Consider the following 282-nt stretch of genomic DNA (forward strand, 5'->3'; position numbering starts at 1 on the left):
ATTTCCTGCACCGCCGCCGCCGCCGACTCCACCATGGAACATTCCGCCCATGACGAAAGGTCTGTCAGGATGCTGATGGGCAAAATTAACCACCACCTGATCCCCGACTTCGGGAATGGCTACAAATCCACGGTTTTTACTTACTTTTTCGCTGCCACCGCCATCGGGAGTCATAACGCGGATATATTCTGTTGTCGTTGATCCGTTTTGCCAGTCAAACTGAACCTGTACTCTTCCCTGATTTAAAGGATCTGTATTGGAAATTACTTTGGCAAACTGGGC

General features: G+C 49.6%; 1 protein-coding gene. It reads right to left on the reverse strand.

The genetic code is table 11. The features are described 5' to 3' along the window. A partial coding sequence (locus ACPYOJ_RS35175; RefSeq protein ID WP_481420358.1) for a phage baseplate assembly protein V occupies window positions 1–282 on the reverse strand: 282 nt, incomplete at both ends.

It is taken from the genome of Rhizobium sp. SVR5-9E, from assembly GCF_056755095.1.